General features: G+C 57.7%; 18 protein-coding genes and 2 tRNA genes. 16 read left to right on the forward strand and 4 right to left on the reverse strand.

Features of this window, described 5'->3' with window-relative positions:
* The first annotated feature begins 27 nt into the window (after positions 1–27).
* The 10 genes from ACESY8_RS05465 to ACESY8_RS05510 all read left to right on the forward strand — a co-directional run bounded on the left by ACESY8_RS05465 (position 28) and on the right by ACESY8_RS05510 (position 10,522).
* The gene (locus ACESY8_RS05465) at positions 28–1,377 is read left to right on the forward strand and encodes a GntP family permease (protein ID WP_009257733.1); all 1,350 of its coding nucleotides are present in this window, start codon (positions 28–30) and stop codon (positions 1,375–1,377) included.
* A 59-nt stretch (positions 1,378–1,436) separates the two neighbouring features.
* On the forward strand, positions 1,437–2,555 hold the full coding sequence (locus tag ACESY8_RS05470; RefSeq protein WP_434307715.1) for a 4-hydroxybutyrate dehydrogenase: 1,119 nt from the start codon (positions 1,437–1,439) through the stop codon (positions 2,553–2,555).
* Between the two features lie 112 nt (positions 2,556–2,667).
* Positions 2,668–3,405 carry an SDR family NAD(P)-dependent oxidoreductase gene (locus tag ACESY8_RS05475; RefSeq protein WP_257590953.1) on the forward strand — a complete coding sequence of 246 codons (738 nt, stop codon included), beginning with the start codon at positions 2,668–2,670 and terminating at the stop codon, positions 3,403–3,405.
* A 50-nt stretch (positions 3,406–3,455) separates the two neighbouring features.
* Positions 3,456–4,430: a thiamine pyrophosphate-dependent dehydrogenase E1 component subunit alpha gene (locus tag ACESY8_RS05480; protein WP_009257736.1), complete on the forward strand. Its 975-nt coding sequence runs from the start codon at positions 3,456–3,458 to the stop codon at positions 4,428–4,430.
* A gap of 20 nt (positions 4,431–4,450) precedes the next feature.
* A complete protein-coding gene (locus ACESY8_RS05485) occupies positions 4,451–5,431 on the forward strand; it encodes an alpha-ketoacid dehydrogenase subunit beta (RefSeq protein WP_024724558.1) in 981 nt (326 codons plus the stop codon).
* Positions 5,432–5,443: 12 nt separating this feature from the next.
* Positions 5,444–6,751, forward strand: coding sequence for a dihydrolipoamide acetyltransferase family protein (locus tag ACESY8_RS05490; protein WP_054338696.1), 1,308 nt, complete (start codon positions 5,444–5,446; stop codon positions 6,749–6,751).
* Between the two features lie 13 nt (positions 6,752–6,764).
* Complete coding sequence (gene lpdA, locus ACESY8_RS05495; protein WP_054338697.1) at positions 6,765–8,459, forward strand: dihydrolipoyl dehydrogenase; 1,695 nt, start codon at positions 6,765–6,767, stop codon at positions 8,457–8,459.
* Positions 8,460–8,559: 100 nt separating this feature from the next.
* On the forward strand, positions 8,560–8,985 hold the full coding sequence (locus ACESY8_RS05500) for a GDSL-type esterase/lipase family protein (protein ID WP_498794657.1): 426 nt from the start codon (positions 8,560–8,562) through the stop codon (positions 8,983–8,985).
* Between the two features lie 21 nt (positions 8,986–9,006).
* Positions 9,007–9,993, forward strand: coding sequence for a lipoate--protein ligase (gene lplA, locus ACESY8_RS05505; RefSeq protein WP_054338698.1), 987 nt, complete (start codon positions 9,007–9,009; stop codon positions 9,991–9,993).
* A gap of 61 nt (positions 9,994–10,054) precedes the next feature.
* Positions 10,055–10,522 carry a VOC family protein gene (locus tag ACESY8_RS05510; RefSeq protein WP_054338699.1) on the forward strand — a complete coding sequence of 156 codons (468 nt, stop codon included), beginning with the start codon at positions 10,055–10,057 and terminating at the stop codon, positions 10,520–10,522.
* 701 nt (positions 10,523–11,223) lie between these two features.
* On the opposite strand, the gene ACESY8_RS05515 is transcribed toward ACESY8_RS05510, so the two are convergent.
* The 4 genes from ACESY8_RS05515 to ACESY8_RS05530 form a co-directional block, all read right to left on the reverse strand.
* Positions 11,224–11,397, reverse strand: a complete 174-nt coding sequence (locus tag ACESY8_RS05515) for a hypothetical protein (protein WP_021632812.1) — start codon at positions 11,395–11,397, stop codon at positions 11,224–11,226.
* A gap of 243 nt (positions 11,398–11,640) precedes the next feature.
* The gene (locus tag ACESY8_RS05520; protein ID WP_207753748.1) at positions 11,641–12,678 is read right to left on the reverse strand and encodes a hypothetical protein; all 1,038 of its coding nucleotides are present in this window, start codon (positions 12,676–12,678) and stop codon (positions 11,641–11,643) included.
* 43 nt (positions 12,679–12,721) lie between these two features.
* A complete protein-coding gene (locus ACESY8_RS05525) occupies positions 12,722–13,657 on the reverse strand; it encodes a recombinase family protein (protein ID WP_054338701.1) in 936 nt (311 codons plus the stop codon).
* A 118-nt stretch (positions 13,658–13,775) separates the two neighbouring features.
* Positions 13,776–13,861: transfer RNA gene (locus ACESY8_RS05530), tRNA-Leu, on the reverse strand.
* Positions 13,862–14,030: 169 nt separating this feature from the next.
* Between ACESY8_RS05530 and ACESY8_RS05535 the strand changes: the two genes are divergently transcribed.
* The 6 genes from ACESY8_RS05535 to ACESY8_RS05560 all read left to right on the forward strand — a co-directional run bounded on the left by ACESY8_RS05535 (position 14,031) and on the right by ACESY8_RS05560 (position 18,392).
* A tRNA-Leu gene (locus ACESY8_RS05535) sits at positions 14,031–14,118 on the forward strand.
* 411 nt (positions 14,119–14,529) lie between these two features.
* Entirely contained in the window at positions 14,530–14,901 is a 372-nt protein-coding gene (locus tag ACESY8_RS05540; RefSeq protein ID WP_054338702.1) for a hypothetical protein, read from the forward strand.
* Positions 14,902–14,997: 96 nt separating this feature from the next.
* Positions 14,998–15,993 (forward strand): toprim domain-containing protein, encoded by a 996-nt coding sequence (locus tag ACESY8_RS05545; RefSeq protein WP_243427638.1) that lies wholly within the window; start codon positions 14,998–15,000, stop codon positions 15,991–15,993.
* A 41-nt stretch (positions 15,994–16,034) separates the two neighbouring features.
* Positions 16,035–16,949 carry a hypothetical protein gene (locus tag ACESY8_RS05550; protein ID WP_054338704.1) on the forward strand — a complete coding sequence of 305 codons (915 nt, stop codon included), beginning with the start codon at positions 16,035–16,037 and terminating at the stop codon, positions 16,947–16,949.
* A gap of 37 nt (positions 16,950–16,986) precedes the next feature.
* Positions 16,987–17,718, forward strand: coding sequence for a class D sortase (locus ACESY8_RS05555; protein ID WP_054338717.1), 732 nt, complete (start codon positions 16,987–16,989; stop codon positions 17,716–17,718).
* 92 nt (positions 17,719–17,810) lie between these two features.
* Entirely contained in the window at positions 17,811–18,392 is a 582-nt protein-coding gene (locus ACESY8_RS05560; RefSeq protein WP_243427637.1) for an S-layer homology domain-containing protein, read from the forward strand.
* Position 18,393: the final 1 nt, after the last annotated feature.

The following is an 18,393-nucleotide window of genomic DNA, read 5'->3' on the forward strand; positions in this document are numbered from 1 at the left end:
GTCTGCAAATAAAGAGGGAGGAGAATCATGGACATTATCTCCATACTGGGCCTGGTCCTGGGGCTGGCAGTCCTGATCATGATGGGCTTTAAAGGCTGGGGCATGATCCCCACGTCCATCGTGGGCGCGCTGGTTGTCGTCATCACCAACCGCATGGACCTTTGGGAGGCGCTGAGCACCCACTACGGAACCTTTATGAAGAACTATGCGGGCGACTACTTCCTGATGTTTTTCCTGGGCACGCTGTTCGGCGCACTGATGGGGAGCAGCGGTGCGGCCAAATCCATCGCCTGTAAAATCGTGGATCTGATGGGCAGCAAGCGGGCCCTGCTGATTGTGGTTATCACCTCTGCCGTCCTCTCCTATGGCGGCGTCAGCTTTGCCGTGGTGGTGTTCACCCTGTACCCGATCGCCCTGGTTCTGTTCAAGGAGGGCAACGTCTCCAAGCGGCTGTTCCCTGCGGCGCTGTTCGCCGGCTGTGCCTCCTTCACCATGGTGGGCCTGCCGGGCAGCCCACAGATCCAGAATATCATGCCCACTGAGGTACTGGGAACCACGGCCTACGCTGCTCCCCTCAACGGTATCGTTGTTTCCTGCATCATCTTCGCTCTGAGCATGGTATGGCTGGAGTGGAACGACAAGCGGTTGAAGGCGGCTGGCATCGGCTTCGTCCCCGGACGAAAAGACGATCTGGAGGCCATCGATATCTCCGACCGCACCGGGATGCTGCCCTTCGGTCTGGCTGTCATTCCTATCTTATTCGTGGTGCTGTATATCTTTGTGATGCAGCAGGTGCTGAAGGACGCTGTCACCTGGAGCACCAACTACATCGTCATCCAGTCCCTGGCCCTGGGCTGCCTGCTGGCCTTTGCCCTGTTCCACAAGCGGATCCACGCCTTCCGCGATTCGGTCAATGATGCGGCCACCAACAGCCTGATCGCCCTGATGAACACCGCCGTGGTCACCGGCTTCGGCGGCGTAGTCCAGGGATCCCATGGCTTCGAGCTGGTCAAGGAATTCGCACTGAGCCTGGATATGAACCCACTGATCTCTGCCTGCGTGGCCACCGCCATCGTAGCTGCGGCCTGCGGCTCCTGCTCCGGCGGCCTGTCCGTGTTCCTGGCGGCCCTTGGTCCCCAGTATGTGCAGCTGTGTCAGGCGCAGGGAATCGATCCGCAGATCCTCCACCGCTCCATCACCTGGGCGGGCGCCGGCCTGGACTCCCTACCCCACTCCGGCGGCTATGTGACGGCCAACATCTACACCGACCAGACCCCCAAGGAGACCTATCCCTATTTCTTCGTCACTAACATCGGCCTGACGACGCTGGGCTGTGTGCTGACGGTGGCCCTGTATATGCTCTTCGGCCTGGTGTGACCAGGCGGAGAGGCTGGAGAAATCCGATCACGCTCTGAAATCGAGAAAGGAACATTGCTATGCTGGAAATGATCTGGAAGCCGACTCTGTACGGCTTCGACACCTGCAAAGAGTTTGCCGAGGCGTTCCGCCTCAACAGAGACGACCTGATCCTCAGCAACGCCTATATCTATGAGCCCTACTTCGGCTGTATGGAGAACCTGAACTGCCATGTGATCTTCCAGGAGAAGTATGGCGCCGGGGAGCCCACCGACGTGATGGTGGATGCGATCCTGGCCGACGCGGCCAAGACCAGATGTAAGCGGGTGATCGCCATCGGCGGCGGCACGGTGATCGACATCGCCAAGGTGCTGGCCGTCTCTGACGGCGAGGGGGTGGACGACCTTTATGACAAGGCCCCCGATCTGGAAAAGAAGCGGGAGCTGATCATCATCCCCACCACCTGCGGCACGGGCAGCGAGGTGACCAATATCTCCATCATGGCCCGCACCCGCATAGGAACCAAGCTTGGCCTGGTCAGCCCCGCCATGTACGCCGACTACGCGGTGCTGATCCCCCAGCTGCTGGAGGGCCTGCCGTTCAAGGTGTTCGCCGCCAGCTCCATCGACGCCCTGGTCCACGCGGTGGAGTCCGCCCTGTCCCCCAAGGCCACCCCCTACACCAAGCTCTTTGGCTATAAGGCCATTGAGATGATCATCCGGGGCTATCAGACCATCACCAAGAAGGGGCCGGAGGGCCGCTTCTCTCTGCTCAACGACTTCCTGCTGGCCTCCAACTATGCGGGCCTGGCCTTTGGCACCGCCGGCTGCGCCGCCGTCCACGCCACCAGCTACCCCCTGGGCGGCAAGTATCATGTGGCCCACGGCGAGAGCAACTACGCCATGTTTACAGGGGTGCTCAAGAACTACATGGAGCTCCGCCGGGACGGGGAGATTGCGGTCCTCAACCAGTATCTGGCCGACCTGCTGGGCTGTATGCCCGACGTGGTCTATGACGAGCTGGAGAAGCTGCTGGACCAGATTCTGCCCAAGCGGCCCCTCCGCGAGTACGGCGTGACCAGGGAGGATCTGCCCGTCTTCGCCCACAGCGTGGTCACCGAGCAGGGCCGCCTGATGGCCAACAACTTCGTCCCTCTGGACGAGGCGCGGGTGCTGAAGATCTATCAGGAGCTGTTTTAAGACCGCTCCAGTCCCGGTTGCCTGTCCCCGACTTAGAGGGCGGGGATCGCCGGGGGAATCCCTCTGGCCGGGGGAGCGGGACTGGGCGCAATGATAAAAGGAGGAGATTCTCATGGCGCTTATGAGCAAGGCAGCGATCGTGACCGGGGCAGCCCAGGGCATCGGCAAGGCCATCGCCGTGCGGCTGGTGAAGGATGGAATGCGGGTGGCCATCGTGGACATCAACCAGGAGGCCGCCGTCGCAGCCGCCGAGGAGCTGGCCGGGCAGTATGGCGCGGACACCATGGCCGTGCAGTGCGACGTCTCTCAGGAGGAGCAGGTCAACACCGCCGTGCAAAAGGTGCTGGAACGGTTCGGTACGGTGGACGTGCTGGTCAACAACGCCGGCATCCTGTCCCTGAAAAAGCCCTTTGTGGAGTACACCAAGGCCGACTGGGACAAAATCTTCGGCATCAACTTCATGGGCGATGTGTTCTTCTGCAAGGCGGTGATCCCCACCATGAAGGAGAAAAAGGCCGGGCGGATCATCAATATGGCCTCCCAGTCCGCCGAGACGGGCGGTCTGGCCGCCTCGCCGATTTACGCCGCCAGCAAAGCTGCGGTCTGGTGCATGACAAAGTCCCTGGCCGGGGAGATGGGGCCCTATCAGGTGACCGTCAATGCGGTGGCCCCCGGCTACATCATGACCGAGATGACCCGCAACGCCGGTTATCGGGACGACATGGTCCCCATGAAGCGCCTGGGTACCCCTGAAGACGTGGCCGACGTGGTGAGCTTCCTGGCGAGCGAGGACAGCCGCTATGTTACTGGCATGATCGTGGATATCAACGGCGGCACGGTAATGCGCTGACTTTGTCTGAACGAGAACGGGTCATCAACTGACATTGGGAGGTAAAATATATGAGCACGAAAAAGGAACCGAAGGAGCTGGCAAAGCAGTTCTATACCGTAATGTACCGGATGCGCCGCTTCGAGGAGGAGGTCTTTGAGTTCTATAAGCGGGGCCTGATGCCAGGCCTGGCGCACCTGTATCTGGGGGAGGAGGCGGTGGCCGCCGGGGCGTGTGTCGCTCTGCGTGAGGACGACTATATCGGCTCCACCCACCGCGGCCACGGCCACCTGGTGGCCAGAGGCGCCGATCTGGACCGGATGATGGCCGAGATCCTGGGAAAAAAGACCGGCTACTCCAAGGGCAAGGGCGGCTCCATGCACATCATGGCCATGGACAAGGGCATCCTGGGCGCCAACGGCATTGTGGGCGGCGAAATCCCCATCGCCACCGGCGCGGCCTACTCCGCCAAGCTCCGGGGCACCGAGCAGGTCACCCTGGCCTTTTTCGGCGACTCCGCGTCCAACGAGGGGACCTTCCATGAGTCCATCAACATGGCCGCTGCCTGGAACCTGCCCATCGTCTATATTATTGAGAACAATCTCTTCGGCATTTCGGTGGATATCCGCCGGGTGACAAAGGAGCATGACCTCTATAAGCGGGCCGAGGGCTATGGGATTCCGGGCGAGGCTGTGGACGGCAACGACGTCTACGCGGTGTACGAGGCCGTCTCCAGGGCGGTTGAGCGGGCCCGCAAGGGCGAGGGGCCCACCCTCATCGAGTGCAAGACCTACCGCTGGCAGGGCCACCACGTGGGCGACCCCGGCGAGTACCGCGCCCCTGAAGAGCTGGCCGCATGGAAGGCCCGCGAGCCCTTGGTGGTGCTGCAGGAGAAGGGACTGCTGAGCGACGGCGAGATTGAAGAGATCCGCGCCTCTGTGGAGAAGGAGATCGCCCAGGCCTGTAAGTTCGCCGAGGAGAGCGATTATCCCGACGTGTCCGAGGCCTACAAGGATGTGTTTGTAGATATCGCCGCATCTGTTTGATAATAAGGGAGGTTCAGATCATGAGAGAATTGATGGTGAGAGACGCCATCCGGGAGGCCCTGGACGAGGAGATGGCGCGGGATAATACCGTATTCCAGATGGGCGAGGACATCGGCGTCATCGGCGGCAACTTCAAGTGCACCGTGGGGTTGCGGGACAAGTACGGTGATCTGCGTGTAAAGGATACCCCCATCTCTGAGCAGGGGTTCGTGGGCATGGGCGTTGGCGCGGCCCTGACCGGCCTGCGCCCGGTGGTGGAGCTGATGTTCGCCGACTTCATGATGGTCTGCGGCGACCAGCTCTTCAACCAGATGGCCAAGATCACTTACATGTCCGGCGGCCAGTGCAACGTGCCCATGGTGGTGCGCCTGCCCCTGGGTGGCGGACGCTCCTCCGCGGCTCAGCACTCCCAGTCCATCCATGCCTGGGCCGCCCACATCCCCGGCGTCAAGGTGGTGGTCCCCTCCACCGCCGGCGAGTGCAAGGGGTTGCTCAAGACCGCCATCCGGGACAACGACCCCGTTATGTTCTTTGAGCACAAGATGCTCTATACCACCAAGTTCAACGATGTCCCGGAGGTGGAGGAGGATGTGTGCATCCCCTTCGGCAGGGCCCGCATCGTCGCGGAGGGCGCCGATATCACCGTGGTCACCAACTCCATGATGACCATCAAGGCGGAGAAGGCGGTCCGGCAGCTACAGAAGGAGGGCATCAGCGCCGAGCTGATCGACCTGCGCACCATCGTGCCCCTGGACACCGAGACAATCATCAGGTCGGTGAAAAAGACGGGCAAGCTGCTGATCGTAGACGAGGGCCACCTCAGCTTCGGCATCACCGGCGAGATCGCCTCCCGGATCATGCCCGACGTGTTCTATGATCTGGACGCCCCCATCCAGCGGATGGGCACCGCCGACGTGCCCCTGCCCTTCAGCCCCGCGCTGGAGTTCCCGCTGATTCCCGACGAGAAGAAGATCGCGGCCAAGATCCGCGAGATGGTGTAAGGAGGCATCGCAATGGCTGAAGTCGTCATCATGCCTAAGCTGGGCTTCAACATGGACGAGGGCCAGCTGGTCAAGTGGCACAAGCAGGTGGGCGAGACGGTAAAGAAGGGCGAGGTGCTCTTTGAGATCAACACCGACAAGACCACCATGCCCGTGGAGGCCACCGAGGACGGCACCCTCCTGAAGATCATTCTGGAGGAGGGTGCCTTCGCCGAGGTGTTTACCCCCATCGCCGTGACCGGCGCACCGGGGGAGGATCCGGATGCCGCCCTGGCTTCCGCCGGACAGGGGCAGGCCGGTGGAAGCGCGCCCGCCGCCGCTCCTTCGGCCCCTGCCGCGCCGGTGGACATGAAGTCTCTGAAACTGACACCCAAGGCCCGAAAGCTGGTCCAGGACGAGGGCATCGACCCGGCCTCCCTGACCCAGATCAAGGGCACCGGCTTCCAGGGCGGGATCACCTATAAGGACCTCAAGGCATCCCCGCTGGCCCGCAGGGTGGCCCGGCAAATGGGCGTGGATCTGGCCGCTGTCCAGGGTACCGGCGCCGCCGGCAAGATCATGAAGGCCGACGTGGAGGCCGCGGCCGCCAAGGCCGCGCCTGCCTCCGCCGGGTCGGACACCCGACAGGTGGCCTCCGCCGTTCCCTACAAGGGTGTGCGCAGGATCATCGGCGAGAAGCTGGCCCAGTCCAAGTTCACGGCGCCCCACCTGTACTTTACCGACGCGGTGGACACCACCGAGCTGACCGCCTTCCGCAGGCAGCTCAACGAGACCAGCGAGGTAAAGATCGCCGTCTCCGACCTGCTGACCATGGCGGCCTGCAAGGCCCTGAAGAAATTCCCCGGCATCAACGTCACCCTGAAGGACGACCAGGTTGTCACCTACAGGTCCATCAACGTGGGCACTGCCGTGGCTGGTGACAACGGCCTGGTTGTCCCGGTGATCAAGAATGTGCAGAACAAGACCCTCACCGACGTGGCACGGGAGAGCAAGGATCTGGTGGCCAGAGCCAGGGAGGGCCGGCTGGCCCCGGAGGAGTACAGCGAGGGTACCTTCTCCATTTCCAATCTGGGGATGTTCGGCATCGGGAACTTCACCGCGATCATCAACGCGCCCGAATCGGCGATCCTGTCGGTCAGTTCCGTGCGCAAGACCCCCGTTGTGGCCACCGATGAGAACGGAGAGGACGCCATCGCCATCCGGCCCATGATGAACATACAGCTGTCTGTGGATCACCGGGTCATTGACGGCCTGCTGGCCTCCCAGTTCGTGGAGTATATGAAGCAGCTGCTGGAGCATCCTATCCAGATTCTGATGTGAGTGGAGGAGCGTCATGGCAGAGATCATCATCATGCCCAAGCTGGGCTTCAATATGGACGAGGGCCAGCTGGTCAAGTGGCACAGGCGGGTGGGTGAAACGGTAAAGAAGGGCGAGGTGCTCTTTGAGATCAACACCGACAAGACCACCATGCCCGTAGAGGCCACAGCGGACGGCACCGTCCTCCAGCTCATGCTGGAGGAGGGGGCTTTCGCCGAGGTGTTCACCCCCATCGCCGTGATCGGCGCTCCGGGGGAGGACCCCAATGCCGTCCTCAACGGCCCCGCCACCCCCCAGGCCGCGCCCGCGGCCCCGGCGGAGCCGGCCGGATACGACTACGACGTGGTCGTGATCGGTGCCGGCCCCGGCGGCTATGAGACGGCGATCAAGGCGGCCCAGTGCGGGAAAAAAACCTGCATCATCGAGGGGGCCGGTTTCGGAGGCACCTGCCTGAACGTGGGCTGCATCCCAACCAAGGCGCTGATTCAGACCGCCGACGTGTACCACAAGGTGAAGGATGCCGCCCGCTTCGCGGTGACGGGCGTGGAGGCGGACAAGATCGCGGTGGATATGGCCGCCTTGCAGGCCAGAAAGAAAGCCGTGGTCAAAACCCTGGTCAACGGCGTCAAGGGTCTGCTCCGGGGCAATAAGGTAACGGTGGTGGAGGGAATGGCCTCGTTTGCCGATACCCATACCCTGTCTGTGGACGGCAGGAGCATCACCGGGGCCAACATCATCATCGCCACCGGCTCCAGCGTATTCATGCCCCCCTTCATCGCGCTGGAGGGGGAAAACCACCTGCTGACCAGCACCGAGGCCCTGGACCTGGATCAGGTGCCCGCCTCGGTCACCGTGATCGGCGGCGGTGTGATCGGCGTGGAGTTCGCCTATCTCCTGAACCGTCTGGGCAGTAAGGTGACGGTGCTGGAGCTGATGGACCATATCCTGCCCATGGTGGACATCGAGGTCTCCAGGCTGGCGGAGAAGCGGATGACCAAGGACGGGATCCTGTTCCGGCTGGGCGCAAAGGTCAGCCGGGTGAAGGACGACACGGTGTACTACGAGTTTGAGGGGCAGAACTGCCAGGTAAAGTCGGATATGGTGCTCATGGCGGTGGGACGTGTTCCCAACACTCAGGGCCTCAACGCAGAGGGGATCGGCATCGAGTTCGACCGGAAGGCGATCCGGACGGACGCCCATATGCGCACCAACATCCCCCACATCTATGCCATCGGGGACGTGAACGGGAAGGTTATGCTGGCCCACACCGCCTCCCACGAGGGTATGGTGGCCGTGGCGGACATCTGCGGCCAAGGGGAGGAGATGCGCTATGACCGGATCCCATCCTGTGTCTATCTGGAGCCTGAGATCGCCTGCATCGGCCTCACCGAGGCCCAGGCCAGGGAGAAATACGGCGACGGGCTGAAGATCGGGCGGTTCAACATGGCGGCCAACGGCAAGTCCCTGATCGCGGGGGACACGGACGGCCTGTTCAAGGTGATCGTGGCGGCGGACACCGGCGAAATCCTGGGCGCTCACCTCTATGGTCAGCACGTCACCGACATGATCGGTGAGATCTCGGCGGCCATGGCCGCCGAGGGCACCGCTGAGGAGCTGATCCATGCGATCCACCCCCATCCCACGGTCAACGAGGCCCTGGGTGAGGCTTTTATGGCCGCCTGGAACGGACGGGCCATCAATTCCCTGTGACAGGGAGGATCCTCTGCCTGGGTGACAGCCTGACCTATGGCTTCGGCCTCCCGCGGGGACTGGTCTGGGCGGGGGCGTCAACGGCAACACCACCGGCGGTATGCTGGCCGTCCTGCCCGATCTGCTGGTCCGGGAGCACCCGGACGCGGTCCTCCTGATGGGCGGGACCAACGATATCGCCTACGGCGGGGATCTGGCGGGCGCCAGGTCCAACATGGGGGCCATGGCCCACCTGATCATCGCCGGAGGAGGCCTCCCGCTGATCGGGATCCCGCCGGGGCTCCGGCGGCCCATTCGGCGGGAGTGGGCGGAGCTGATGCCGGAGCGGGCGGCAGAGCTGCTGGCCGAGTACCAGAGCTGGCTGCGCCGCTTTGCCGCCGCCTTCCGTCTGCCGGTCCTGGACTTCGACCGGGCCTTCACCCGATGGGGAGAGGAGGGGCTCTTTCAGCCGGATGGCCTCCACCCCAACGCCGCCGGCCACTGCCTGATGGCGGAGACGGCCGCGGCGCTCATTCGATCCCTGTGAGAGAAAGGAGCCTGTGCCACGATGCGTGCCATCCAAAGCCCCAGCACCGACCCCCGCTTCAATCTGGCGCTGGAGCAGTATATTTTTGACCAGATGCCTCGGAACCGGTCCTATCTCATGCTCTGGCGCAACGACCGGACGATCGTGGTGGGCAAGCACCAGGATACCTTCGCCGAGATCAACGCCGACTATGTGCGGGCCAACCAGATTCAAGTGGTCCGCCGGCTGTCCGGGGGCGGGGCGGTCTATCACGACCTGGGGAACGTGAACTTCACCTTCATCGCCGACCACACGGGCAGCGACTTTGACTTCTCCACCTTCTGCCGCCCGGTGATCTGGGCGCTGGAGAGCCTGGGGGTGCCCGCGGAGCTGAACGGCCGAAATGACATGACCATCCGGGGCAGAAAGTTTTCAGGCAACTCCCAGTATGTGAAGGAGGGGCGGGTGATGCACCACGGCACGCTCCTGTATGACTCTGACCTGAGCGTGGTGTCCTCAGCGCTGGCTCCCAGCCGGGACAAGCTGACCTCCAAGGGCCTGCCCTCGGTGCGCAGCCGGGTCACCAATATCAAGCCCTATATGCATCAGCCGATGCCCACAGAATCCTTCATGGAGCGGCTGTGGTCCTGCCTGGGAGAGGTATGTGACCTAGTCCCCTATGAGCTGGATCGGGGGGATCTGAATCAGGTGGAGCGTATCCGGCAGGCGGTGTACGACCGCTGGGAGTGGAACTATGGCAGTTCCCCCCGGTGTCAGATCGACAAGCGCCGCAGGGTAGAGGGCTGCGGCGAGATCCGGGTCTGCCTGGATTTGAAGGAGGGTGCAATCCAGGCGCTGTCCTTCTATGGGGACTTCTTCTCCCGAAAGGAACCCGACCAGCTGGCCCGGCGGTTGATCGGCTGTCCTCTGCGGGAGGAAGCTCTGCGGGCAGCGGTGCCGGCGGGGGAAATCGGGCAGTATTTTCAGAACATGGACCTGGATGAATTTTGCGGGCTGATGCTCTGCTGAGGCCCCATCAAAAACAGGGCGCGGCCCGGAAGGCCGCGTCTAACAGCAAGGAGTGGATGATATGAGTATTGACCGTCTGCCGCCCGTGGGCCATGTGGGTGTCGTCGTGGCCGATATGGACCGGGCGCTGGAGGAGATCCGTCAGATCTTCGGGATCGACGGCGCCGGGAAGGTGTACGACTTCATACCCATGAATGTATGGGCCTGGGGGGAGAAAATCCCAGGCTGCCAGATTCGGATCGCCATGCTGGATTGGACCGACAGCCTGAAGCTGGAGGTGCTCCAGCCCGTCTTTGGCGAGATTGAACATAAGCGCTTCGTAGATGAGGTGGGAGGCGGGATGCACCACACCGCCTACTACGTCAAGGACTACCCGGCTTATCGGGATTTCATCGTGGGCCAGGGGGGCGAGATCATTTTTGAGTCGGAGACCGAGGATGAAAAGGGGTACCGTCGATGCTGCTACGCCCGTATGCCTGGGACGCAGATGATTGTAGAAGTATTGGAGAAGGCGTGGTTGCGCAATTGAGGTGCTCCTGTCTTTTGAGAAAATAAGTTCATAGATTAAGTATGGGCAACACCCCTCCTGTGGTTCGGCAGACGGGGTGTTGCTTATATTCTGGACATAAGGATGCCCTCCTGAAGCACTCTTATTGAGAAAAATGCTCCATCTAAGTTTAGATGAAGTTATAGGGTCAAGCGTCAAACAGCAATTATTAGGTATGAAAAAATCATGCTTAATTGTATAAATGACTATAATTCTTTATAAAAAGTAAAAATAGAACTTTGGAAAATATTACAACGTACAGTCAAAGCAGCGGCTGGGAGGAGAGGGCTTTCGTGCTTGTACCGTAAATTTAAAGATAATTAAGCTACCAAAAAAGAGATGTTCCAGAGGTCACTATACCTTTGGAACATCTCTTTCTGTTTAGATTTCAAAGCGGAATCGGTAAGAAGACGGCGTATGAGCTTTTGAAGGATGGCGCAATCCACTAAATGAAGATTGGGAAATCGTTTAAGATACCTAAAATCTATATCATTGAATATCTGATCGGTATATATTAAAAAGTTTCGGCGTGTGGAAATAAGGCAGTACGGAATATTGGAGGAGAGAACTTTACATGGAATAATATTTTACATCCTCTTCGATTGAGCATCCCAATATACTTTCATGCCAACGATTGTAATAGATTTCTTGTTAACGGGAAGCTTTTCCATAGCGGCCTTGGTCTATTTGGAATGACCGGTTGAGAAGGAAAGTCCTTTTGCAAAGAGCATATTAACAATCTTTCCTAAGCTGGCTCCAGCAAGATAGTATTTAAATATACCGCGGACAGCATCTGTTTTTTCTTCATGCGCAGTGATTTCCTTGCCAGCTAAAACGTAGCCATACGGAAGTTTCACAGGTACCTCACTTTCCAAAACATAAATAAAGGCAGGTTTAAGAGAGATACCATCTCTTTAAATCTGCTTGCTGACACTTGCAATATGTAATGGTAGCCAGTTCTATGCTGTGGTTTTAATACACTTTTTTACAAAGTATAGACAAAACCTGCATATAACTATCGTTATACGCAGGTTTTGTCTACGATGGAAGGGACGGTTAAAATCGATATTTCCAATTTGGAGGCTATAGTGAACGAAGTATTAATCTATTGTAGCTTTAATACGATTATACAACCGTTCTGGGATATCCGTTTCAGTTTCCCATATAATTGTATTTTTTTGAGCAATATCAAAATGTAGTGGAGTTCCTTGCCTACACAGTTGAATTACTGGCTTGCCCAATCCCATTGCGTATCCTTCTTCGAAATAAGCACCATTATTCTGATGTGTTAAATCAACGACAACAAATTTGCTATCCTTAATGTGTTTTAACAATTCTGGAGTAATTAACTCATTATGTTGTACTTCATCGATAAATATAGCCACGTAACCAGCACTTGCAATGCCCTTACGAATTGCTTCTCGTAAATCGTACGTATCTTCGCCAAACTTCATGGCAACTAATGCACTATGCCCATAAGAAGTATTTTTTAGTAATTCATCAACTCTTTTATAGCCATCGGGAGCCAATGTGAGTATCACGGCCTCATTGGTATCCGGGCCATCTGTATATTCAATATAAGAGTTGCTTACAAGATATTTGAGTATATATTCCGCTTCTTTTGTACAATCATCTTCATCTCGGGGAGATTGTTTTATGCTATTTGCGAGAGAATAGTTCTTATCGATTTCGTATCGATCTACAAATAACGCACCTAACATTTCTGGATAGTTCCAAGTTATTTCTTGACCAATATGTGGTGTATGCGCATTGATATACATAAGAATATAGTCTATTCGCTCAGAAAAAGTTTTGGGATACCAGTTTTCAATCATATCAACATCCATATGAACTGGATGACCATGTGTTCTGTTTCCTGTTTCAAATTCTTTTTTATACTTATCGCAAATATCTTTATCAAGAGTAGTGTGGTAGCGATATTCTACATCATTAAATTCAAAACGGTGATATACTAAATAAGAAAAAAGATGATTGTAATTGAATTTGGAAAGTCCATCAAAATAGCCAAGTTGAAATCTCCCACAAACAGGACAACCCCAGAATACTCGATTTTCTTGAAAGTCTGGTGTACAATGCGCTTCTGAACCACATATAGGGCATTTTTGGGTATCACTCAATTATATTCCCCGCTTTCCTATCTGAAGAATTTTTTATATTATATCACAACATCTGCTCCATTTGTACTGTGTGTTTGATATGCCCTTTCATCTCTTGTACCCGGTCAAAAGTCTCCCGGTCAATGATGGGCTCATGGGCGTTCTCCACCAGGTACATCTCCAACTGCCCACGGTTCTTTTCTTTTTTGCCCGTCAGAAAATTCGGTACATAGGTTTTCTGCATTAGCACTTGGCCCGCATACTTCTCGTTACTCAGCATCCGGTCGATGGTGGAGGTGCTCCACTCTGATTTCCCAGTCACGGTCTTGCTTCCATGGGACTCAAGGTACTTCTTGATTTTGCGTACTCCATTCCCCTGCACATAGAGGTCAAAAATCATTCTGACGATTTCTGCTTCCTCGGGAACAATCTGCAATACGCCGTCTGGCCCTTTGGTATAACCGAGAAAGCGAGTGTGGTTGAGGAGCGTCTTGCCGCTCCTCATGCGATGGCGGATGCCAAACTTGATGTTCTCGCTGCGGAACTGGCTCTCCGCCTGATCCAATGCGGCCAGCTGGTCGATGATACTGTCACTGGTAGTCAATGTGTTGATGCCTCCGGTCTCGATATAAACACCGATATTCATACGCGCTAACCTCCGTATCTGTTTGATTGTTTCTACTGTGTCCCGCCCAAACCGACTGAGGGACTTCACTAAAATCAGGTCGATCTTCTTTCTTATGCAATCTTTAAGCAGTTGCTGGTAGCCGGGGCGATGATCCATCCGCAGGCCTGAGGCGGTATCATAGTAAACAGCGACAAAACGCCAATAAGGATTTCGCTGGATATATTCGGTGCAAAACTCGATTTGATTTTTCAGACTGCTCTGCTGCTCCTCATGGCCCGTGCTGACCCTGCAGTAGGCCGCCACCCTAAGCTGCTGGACCCAAATAGGTGCCAGTCTTTTATTTTGTGGTATCTCGATAACATTTCCAGACATGACAAAACCTCCATGACCTCTACTCATGTGTTCATGAGCAGTATAACATGGAGGTTTCTGCAAAAAGAGAAGCTACATTTCAGCCTCGTTTTATAAGGCCAAAATGTAGCTCCCAGCTTGGTGCGGATGACGGGACTCGAACCCGTACGGCCATGGGCCACTAGCACCTCAAGCTAGCCAGTCTACCAGTTCCAGCACATCCGCATATTGTCGTCTCGAAAGACTGCTAGATTATTATAACGAGCCGTTACGGATTTGTCAACTGGAATTTTCCACTCCGCACCAGAAAAAAGCAAAAAGATCGAAAAAAGGAGTTGACAAGTGGGGGGACAGATGGTAATATAATTTTCGCGCTGCAAAGAGCGCTAAAGATGCGCGAGTGGTGGAATTGGCAGACTCGCTAGATTCAGGTTCTAGTGTGCATTACGCACGTGCGGGTTCAAGTCCCGCCTCGCGCACCAAAATGTGTAGACAAAAAAGATACACGGCAGAAACACCGCACAGAAGTGCGGTGTTTCTGCTATTTGGGAAGGTTTTAGAGGAAACCAGTGCAAAAAAGTTTATTTTTACAAATCGGAGCAAACTTTTTCAGGAAAGGGCCCTGGGGGTGATGCAAAACCCAGTTTTTAGGGGAGTGAGTGTTTCGAACTCCCCCGCATTCGTCCAGGGCATACAAGAAGAAAAATCAAGCCGTCTGTTGGCCTCAGAATACCTGAAGCCCACAGGCGGCTTTTTTCATTCCCCGCAGCGCTGTTACTTTTAGTGCTTATGCTATCGTTTGTTCGCCATTCCCTGGTGGTGTTGGTAATAGCTTTTCCCTGGCTTTCCGGCTATACTTTGCGTTGCAAGGGACAAGAAGGAGGCCGGCAGGTATGGCAGAGACCAAAAACTTATGTGCCCAGATCCCCCTGGAGCTTCACGCCAAGGTATGCGGTGAGCGGGAGCAGCGGGAACAGACCACCAGCCAGTACATCACCCAGTTACTCATGGAATACTACGAGATGAAAGAAAACGGAGGTAAGACGACTATGGCGAACAATGGCAGCAGAACGATGGCCTTCCAGATCCCGGAGGAACTGTTCCAGCGGATCAAGCAGCACCTGGAGCGCGAGAGCGCCCGCAGCGGACGAAAAGTGACCCAGCGGGAGTTCGTCCTGGGGCTGATTGAGGAGGCGCTGGAGCAGGCTGAGGAGGAAGCGGCGGAGGAGGCGGCCGCAGAGGGAAAGAGGGGTGAGGACGCATGATGGCCGGAGAGCGGCTCCAAACCACCCTATAACGACACAACCAGAGAAAGTCCCCCAGGGTGCCCGAACATAGAATCGGGTGCCCTGGGGGGCTTTTTGCGTTTCTGCGGAAAGGAGGGAAAAACCATCGAACAACAGAAGAATCGCTTTACGGACGCGGAGATGGAGATCGCCAAAGAGACCGATCTCCCAGACCTGCTGGAGTCCCTGGGCTACCAGGTCAGGCGGATTGGCCGCTACCATACCACCAAAGAGATGGACAGCCTGCGCATTAAAAACCGCCGCACCTGGTTTCGCTACTCAGAGGGCGTCGGTGGAGACGCCATCACCTTCCTCCAGCGGTTCTGCGGCAAGAGCTTCCCAGAGGCGGTGGAATATCTGCTGGCTTACCATGGCCGGGCGCGGGATTCCCCCGCTTCCCAAAAGCCTGTGTTGGCCAAGGGCCAGGACAGACAGAAGGATGTACCCCCGCCTCCCTTTGCCCTGCCACCCCCCAACCCGGATCAGCGGCGCGTGTTTGCCTATCTGCAAAAGAGAGGCATCGCGCCCCAGGTGATCCGGGGATTTATCCAGGCTGGCCTGCTGTACGAGGACGCCAAGTACCACAACTGTGTGTTCGTGGGCAGAAACGCTGGCGGGACGCCAGTGTTTGCCAGTAAGCGCAGCACATACGACCGGGACGGCAGCAGCTTCAAGCGGGATGTGCCGGGGAGCAATAAACACATCGCCTTTCGACTTCCCTGCAGGCCGGATCTGGATTGGGTTCTAGTGTTTGAGGCGCCCATCGACCTGATGAGCTACTGTACTCTGCACCGGCAGGTCACCAGCAACGCCGTGGCCCTGTGCGGGGTGTTCGGAAAAGCCCTAGAGAACTACCTGAAGGACTACCCCCACATCAAGCAGATCGGTCTATGCCTGGATGCGGACGATCCGGGGCGGATAGCGGCGGAGCGCCTGCGCGCCCAGTACGAGGCGGCAGGCTACACGGTAAAGCTCCAGACGCCTCCCCGCGGCAAGGACTGGAATGAGTATTTACAGCAGCGAGGCTCTGTCCGGGAAAGGGGGGATCAGCGAAAGACCGCAACCAGATAATCATGCAGGCTGAAAAGAATCAAAAACATGGAGGAACGATCATGATCAAACACCTTTTGACAACCCTGTGCGCCCTGGCTCTGGTCACGGCTGGGAGCATCCCCGCCCTGGCCGCCGAAGCGGATACCAGCGAGAGCGCCCGCTATTACCCCATCTCAGTGGAGGAGTACACCTATGGGGAACAGAATGAGCCCCGCATCAGCAAGGTGTATCAGCTCTCCCTCTCAGACGATCCCTCCGGCATCCCCACGGAGGACTTCGTGCGGAATGGGCGGCTGTATTACCTGCTGGATATGACCCGGAAGGACGAGGTGGGGGTGGACACCAAGTCTCATACTGAGGCCGTCACCCGGCCTAGTGATACCAACGACATGGAGGAGATCCTCCAGGGGCTGGAGGCCGAGCTGGAAGTCACCACCGAGGATGGGTACACTGGTGTGCTCCGCCTGGACCACACCAGCGTCCAGGTGACCACAGACGGCTATGCCACCAAGACCCAGCCTCTCTCCGCCACCCGCAGTTATCCCAATCTCTCCGAGGCGGATCTCTCCCTCATCCCAAAGAGCATCGAGGAGAAGGGCAAGACCCTGACCCTGGCAGATGTCCAGTGGAGCAGTTCCGAGCAGACGGACGGCGCGGGCGGCACGGTCACCCGTTACACCGCCGCAGCCAGCTACAGCGGTACCAGCAGCTATCAATACGCCACCGGCTACACGGTCACCGCCAACTATACCGGCGAGGTGGCCAAGACCGGCTGCAGCGTAGTGACCTATACCGCCATCTTCGGCAGCATGGAGGCCCCGGAGGAGTCCACTGAGCCTGAGTCGGGCAGCAGCACAGCGTCCGCAGGCGTGGATCTGTCCACCCTGAAGATGCCGCTGTTGCTCGGCGGTGTAGTCGTCATCCTGGCGGCCGGCGGTGTGTTCGTATTCAAGAAGTTCAAGGAGCGGAGGTGAGTTCCGATTGAAACTGCGCGTCTTTCTTCTGACGGCAATGATATGCGCCCTGTGCGTTGGTCAGGCCAGCGCGCTGGAATACACAATGGACGCCCCGGAGGATCACCTGTTCGGCAGGCCCACCAGCGATGATACGATCTATGAGTGGGAAAATCCCAATATAGACCGTAGCAAGAATGTGGCCCTGATCCCCCCCAGCTTCGGCACCCCAACCAGCTATCTCCCCGGCTCCGGCACAGCCCTGACCCCCAACTTGGTTCCCGGTGCTCTGGACGGAGGGCTGGTATCGCAGACCGGAGCCGTGAACTATCCCGTCATTGACGGCGGCACATCCTCCTCTATTTCGGAGTCCACAGGCTTTACAGAGGTCACATCAGACCTCTACTATGGCAACGGTAGCCTGGGCACTCTGAAGATCCCGGCCATCGGCCTAACGGTCAAGGTCTATGAAGGGACCAGAAGCTCCACGCTGGCCAAGGGTGCGGGCCACTTTGAGGACACCAGCTTATGGGACGGCAACTGCTGTATCGCGGGTCACAATTGCGGTGTCCGAAATGACTTTGGCAAGCTCCACACGCTGGAGATAGGCGATACCATCACCTGGACCACCAAGCTGGGGACTCGGACCTATGAAGTAACCAGCGTGTCCAAGGTAAAGGAGACCGACACCAGCGGCACCGCCCCCACCAGTGATAATCGACTGACCTTGTACACCTGTGTGCGGAACCAGCGTGACTACCGCTGGTGCGTCACCGCCGTGGCCAAGTAACGCTGTCTGCCGATTGGGCCCGACTTTCCTCCAAAACTGTGATATGGTTCGGAGTGTAGACCCCCACCATACAGGAAATGGAGGAAGCAAGCATGAAAGGCAGAAAATTGGCATCCCTGCTCCTGGCCGGCGCCGCGACCACAGCCATGCTGACCGGCCCCGCCCAGGCGGCAGAAGTCCCCAGCCCCCAGGAGCTGGCCGCCGCCCGGCTGCAGTCCGAGGGGCTTATGAAGGGAGATGAAAACGGCGAACTGCACCTGGAGGACGGCCTGACACGGGCAGAACTGGCCTGCCTGATCAGTCCCATCGTCCTGAACCCGGAGCACGTGGCCTGGGAAACAGATTGGTACACCCGGATGTGTACCACCAACTTCAACGATGTCCCCGAGTGGGCGCAGGTGGCTGTGGGCGTGTGCGCCTCCATGGGCACGATGGAGGGATACGGAGACGGGCGGTTCGGCACCTCAGACCCAGTCAGCCCGCAGATGGCCTGTACAGTCATGCTCCGCTACCTGGAACGGGATGGCTGGACTTACGACACTGCCTGTGACAAGGCGGCGGAGCTGGGACTTGCCCCAGCAGAAGCGCTGGAAGGAGACGCCATCACCCGTGGGGATATGGCCATCCTGCTGGCCGGCTCCCTGGACTACCTGGCATACCTGCAAACCCTGTAAG

This window comes from Clostridium sp. ATCC BAA-442 (assembly GCF_964239415.1).
GTDB classification, from domain to species: domain Bacteria; phylum Bacillota; class Clostridia; order Oscillospirales; family Oscillospiraceae; genus Flavonifractor; species Flavonifractor plautii.

Bases quoted from the DNA above. Each gene is read 5' to 3' on its own strand.
- ACESY8_RS05465 (WP_009257733.1), top strand. From the start codon at position 28: ATGGACATTATCTCCATACTGGGCCTGGTCCTGGGGCTGGCAGTCCTG.
- ACESY8_RS05470 (WP_434307715.1), top strand. From the start codon at position 1,437: ATGCTGGAAATGATCTGGAAGCCGACTCTGTACGGCTTCGACACCTGC.
- ACESY8_RS05475 (WP_257590953.1), top strand. From the start codon at position 2,668: ATGGCGCTTATGAGCAAGGCAGCGATCGTGACCGGGGCAGCCCAGGGC.
- ACESY8_RS05480 (WP_009257736.1), top strand. From the start codon at position 3,456: ATGAGCACGAAAAAGGAACCGAAGGAGCTGGCAAAGCAGTTCTATACC.
- ACESY8_RS05485 (WP_024724558.1), top strand. From the start codon at position 4,451: ATGAGAGAATTGATGGTGAGAGACGCCATCCGGGAGGCCCTGGACGAG.
- ACESY8_RS05490 (WP_054338696.1), top strand. From the start codon at position 5,444: ATGGCTGAAGTCGTCATCATGCCTAAGCTGGGCTTCAACATGGACGAG.
- lpdA (WP_054338697.1), top strand. From the start codon at position 6,765: ATGGCAGAGATCATCATCATGCCCAAGCTGGGCTTCAATATGGACGAG.
- ACESY8_RS05500 (WP_498794657.1), top strand. From the start codon at position 8,560: ATGCTGGCCGTCCTGCCCGATCTGCTGGTCCGGGAGCACCCGGACGCG.
- lplA (WP_054338698.1), top strand. From the start codon at position 9,007: ATGCGTGCCATCCAAAGCCCCAGCACCGACCCCCGCTTCAATCTGGCG.
- ACESY8_RS05510 (WP_054338699.1), top strand. From the start codon at position 10,055: ATGAGTATTGACCGTCTGCCGCCCGTGGGCCATGTGGGTGTCGTCGTG.
- ACESY8_RS05525 (WP_054338701.1), bottom strand. From the start codon at position 13,657: ATGTCTGGAAATGTTATCGAGATACCACAAAATAAAAGACTGGCACCT.
- ACESY8_RS05540 (WP_054338702.1), top strand. From the start codon at position 14,530: ATGGCAGAGACCAAAAACTTATGTGCCCAGATCCCCCTGGAGCTTCAC.
- ACESY8_RS05550 (WP_054338704.1), top strand. From the start codon at position 16,035: ATGATCAAACACCTTTTGACAACCCTGTGCGCCCTGGCTCTGGTCACG.
- ACESY8_RS05555 (WP_054338717.1), top strand. From the start codon at position 16,987: ATGATATGCGCCCTGTGCGTTGGTCAGGCCAGCGCGCTGGAATACACA.
- ACESY8_RS05560 (WP_243427637.1), top strand. From the start codon at position 17,811: ATGAAAGGCAGAAAATTGGCATCCCTGCTCCTGGCCGGCGCCGCGACC.